General features: G+C 69.6%; 4 protein-coding genes, 1 tRNA gene and 1 pseudogene. 5 read left to right on the top strand and 1 reads right to left on the bottom strand.

Annotated elements, in window-relative coordinates; translation table 11 throughout:
* On the top strand, positions 1-1,201 hold a 1,201-nt coding region (locus ASG00_RS05925; protein WP_235559268.1), incomplete at its 5' end, for an NAD-dependent succinate-semialdehyde dehydrogenase.
* A 2-nt stretch (positions 1,202-1,203) separates the two neighbouring features.
* On the opposite strand, the gene ASG00_RS05920 is transcribed toward ASG00_RS05925, so the two are convergent.
* The gene (locus tag ASG00_RS05920; protein WP_056207540.1) at positions 1,204-1,830 is read right to left on the bottom strand and encodes a hypothetical protein; all 627 of its coding nucleotides are present in this window, start codon (positions 1,828-1,830) and stop codon (positions 1,204-1,206) included.
* Between the two features lie 72 nt (positions 1,831-1,902).
* Between ASG00_RS05920 and ASG00_RS05915 the strand changes: the two genes are divergently transcribed.
* From ASG00_RS05915 to ASG00_RS17300, 4 genes and pseudogenes are all read left to right on the top strand, one after another.
* The gene (locus ASG00_RS05915) at positions 1,903-2,340 is read left to right on the top strand and encodes a pyridoxamine 5'-phosphate oxidase family protein (RefSeq protein WP_056207539.1); all 438 of its coding nucleotides are present in this window, start codon (positions 1,903-1,905) and stop codon (positions 2,338-2,340) included.
* 146 nt (positions 2,341-2,486) lie between these two features.
* A tRNA-Trp gene (locus ASG00_RS05910) sits at positions 2,487-2,559 on the top strand.
* Positions 2,560-2,604: 45 nt separating this feature from the next.
* Positions 2,605-2,871, top strand: coding sequence for a preprotein translocase subunit SecE (gene secE, locus ASG00_RS05905; protein ID WP_045247327.1), 267 nt, complete (start codon positions 2,605-2,607; stop codon positions 2,869-2,871).
* Positions 2,872-2,909: 38 nt separating this feature from the next.
* Positions 2,910-3,288: pseudogene (locus ASG00_RS17300) on the top strand (transcription termination/antitermination protein NusG); the annotation flags it as partial.

Here is a 3,288-nt window from a genome sequence, read left to right as displayed (position 1 = left end):
GGCCGAGCTCCACCGTGAGCGTCGCGACGAGCTGTCGGCGCTGATCGTGCGCGAGATGGGCAAGCCTCTCGCCGCGGCGGAGGGCGAGGTCGACTTCGCCGCCGACATCACCGAGTTCTACGCCGACAATGCCGGGCGGATCACCGCCGACCAGCCGATCGACATCCTCGGCGAGGGCACCGCGGTGATCCGCAAGGCGCCGATCGGCGTCCTGCTGGGCATCATGCCGTGGAACTTCCCGGCCTATCAGGTCGCGCGCTTCGCCGCACCGAACCTGGTGCTCGGAAACACCATCCTGCTCAAGCACGCTCCGCAGTGCCCCGAGTCGTCGGCCGCGATCGAGCGCATCTACCACGACGCCGGCGTGCCGGTCGGGGGATACACCAACCTCTACATCACCAACGACCAGGCGGCGACCGTCATCGCCGACCCGCGGGTGCAGGGCGTCTCGGTCACGGGATCCGAGCGGGCGGGCGCCGCGGTGGCGGAGATCGCCGGACGCAACCTCAAGAAGGTCGCGCTCGAGCTCGGCGGCTCCGATCCGTTCATCCTGCTCTCGACCGACGACCTCGACGGTGCCGTGAGCGCCGCGGTCGAGGCGCGCCTGGACAACACCGGGCAGTCGTGCAACGCGGCCAAGCGTTTCATCGTGGTCGCCGGTCTCTACGACGCGTTCGTCGAGAAGTTCACGGCTGCGATGACCGCGGCGACGGTCGGCGATCCGTTCGCCGAGGACACCGTGCTGGGCCCGCTCTCGTCGCTCGCCGCGGCGGAGCGCCTGGCCGCCCAGGTCGACCACGCGGTCGCCCAGGGTGCGACGCTGGTGGCCGGCGGCACGCGCGAGGGCGCCTTCTACGCGCCGACCGTGCTCACCGATGTCACCAGCGACATGGACGTCTACCGCGAGGAGCTCTTCGGCCCCGTCGGCGTCGTCTACCGCGTCGCCGGCGAGGACGAGGCCGTCGCGATCGCGAACGACACGTCGTTCGGCCTGGGCTCCTACGTCTTCACGACCGACCCGGCGCAGGCCGAGCGCGTCGCCGACGCCATCGATGCCGGAATGGTCTACGTGAACCTCGTGCTCGCCGACAGCCCCGAGCTGCCCTTCGGCGGCGTCAAGCGCAGCGGCACCTCCCGCGAGATGGGTCTGCTCGCCGCCGACGAGTTCGTCAACAAGAAGCTCGTCCGCGTCGCCGGCTGACCTCACGCCTCCTCGCCGAGGGCCGCACGGCACTCGGCGAGGGCCTCGTCGGCCCACTCGATCTGCTGCGCGGTCCCCCACCGTGTGGCGTCGGCGCGCGCGGCGTGGAACGACACGAGGGCGTCGCCGGGGCGACCCGCCGCCATCGCCGCCCAGCCGGCGTTGTTGTGCAGGGAGACGCGCCAGCGCTGTGTTCGCGCATCGGTGACGTCCTCGAGCGCGGCGAATGCTGCCGCGGTGTGCCGATCGCCGTTCGACGGGTCGGCGATCGCGAGCATGTGCAGGGCATCGACGTACAGGAAGACGAGACCGGCGGATGCCGCGGCATCCGCTGCCCGCCGGAAGTGCACGATCGCGCCCTGAGCGTCGCCGGCCGAGTTGTGCAGTCTTCCGCGCTCGAGCGCGACCCGCACGGCGGCGGCCGGCGCCTGCCCGGTGACCGTGTCGAGCACGGCGTGCGCACGCGCGTACCTCGCCTGCAGGCCGAGCGCGCGGGCGATCTGCGTCTCCAGCTCGGCCCGCTCGTCCTCGTCCGCCGCCGCTGCGGCAGCGGCGACGAGGCGCCCCTCGGATGCCGCGGCATCCCCGAAATCCCACAGCTCGTCGAGCCGCTCCTGTGCGAGGGTCATCCCGGAATCGTAGGCCGCGGAACGCGCCGAATCCCCCTCGTGCGGCGGCGCGATCGGGAGGAGAATCGGGGCATGGACGAGATCGGGGTGGTGGACAGTCTCGACGAGTCGGAGTGCTTGCGGCGCCTGGCGACGCAGCAGCTCGGACGGCTCGTCACGCATATCGGGAACGTGCTCGACGTGTTTCCGGTCAACTACGTCGTCACCGGCGGCGGCGACATCGTGTTCCGCACGGCCGAGGGCAGCAAGCTGTTCGAGCTGACCGTGAACGACGAGGTGCTGTTCGAGGTCGACGACCACACGGACGCCGGCGCATGGAGCGTGATCGTGCGCGGACACGCCCGGCGGCTCGAGACGGAGGCCGAGATCGAGGCCGCCGAGCAGCTCGGCCTTCATCCGTGGGTGCCGACTCTGAAGCGCAACTACGTGCGCGTCACGGCGGCCGAGATCACCGGTCGCGCCTTCGGATTCGCCCCCGAACCGGACCGCTCCGGGGTGCACGTGTTCTGACCCCGGGTCGCAGCGCGCCGGAGGCATGACGTACACTGGAACGTGCAGTAGAAGTCTGCATTCTTTTGCCGTGCCCGAAGATCGGGTGCGAGACCCCCTCCCTCCGGTTGCGGCAGAAGTGCGGGCGCCGAGACCTCCGGGTCTCTAGGGCGGTAGCTCAATTGGCAGAGCAGCGGTCTCCAAAACCGCAGGTTGCAGGTTCGATTCCTGTCCGCCCTGCGCGTCAGCGCAACAGCTGACACAACGATGATCCAGGTGGAGTCAATGGTCCAGGACGAGGCGAAGAACGACGTCGTCGCGAAAAGCGATGCACGCCGCGAGAAGAAGCCCAACATCTTCGCTCGCATCGTCCTGTTCATCCGTCAGGTCATCGCGGAACTGCGCAAGGTCGTCACCCCGACCCGGCAGGAGCTCGTCAAGTTCACAGCCGTCGTGCTGGGCTTCGTCATCGTCATGATGGCGGTGGTCTACGGACTCGACCTCCTGTTCGTGTGGCTGACGACCGTGGTGTTCGGAACCCCGGGCGCCTGAGCGCCGGATCCGCACCGGAGAACTGAGGAAGAACGCACGTGTCTGAAAAGTATGTCGACGACGCCGATTGGGCGACGGCCGCCGAGCAGTCCAGCGAGGACGACGCCGCGCAGGATGGCAACACGCTCGCCGCGGAAGAGGAGTCGGTGACCGCCGCCGAGCAGGTCGCGCTCCACGTCGAGGACGAGGATGACGCGGATTTCGACGACGACGTCGTCGAGATCGACGACCCGGAGGCTGATGCGATCGTGAACGACGCTCTCGAGATCGACGAGACTGCGGAGGCCGAGGCCGCCGCAGAGGTGCTCACCGACGCCGCTGCCGAGGAGGCCGCGGAGCTCGCCCAGGAGGCCGCCGACGAGGTCGCCCCCTACGACGGTCCCGAGCTCGGCGACGACCTCGACGTCGACGCCGATC

Source organism: Microbacterium sp. Leaf351 (assembly GCF_001423825.1).
In the GTDB taxonomy this organism is placed as follows: Bacteria; Actinomycetota; Actinomycetes; order Actinomycetales; family Microbacteriaceae; genus Microbacterium; species Microbacterium ginsengisoli.
This window is presented reverse-complemented; position numbering and strand designations above follow the sequence as displayed.

Bases quoted from the DNA above. Each gene is read 5' to 3' on its own strand.
- ASG00_RS05920 (WP_056207540.1), bottom strand. From the start codon at position 1,830: ATGACCCTCGCACAGGAGCGGCTCGACGAGCTGTGGGATTTCGGGGAT.
- ASG00_RS05915 (WP_056207539.1), top strand. From the start codon at position 1,903: ATGGACGAGATCGGGGTGGTGGACAGTCTCGACGAGTCGGAGTGCTTG.
- secE (WP_045247327.1), top strand. From the start codon at position 2,605: ATGGTCCAGGACGAGGCGAAGAACGACGTCGTCGCGAAAAGCGATGCA.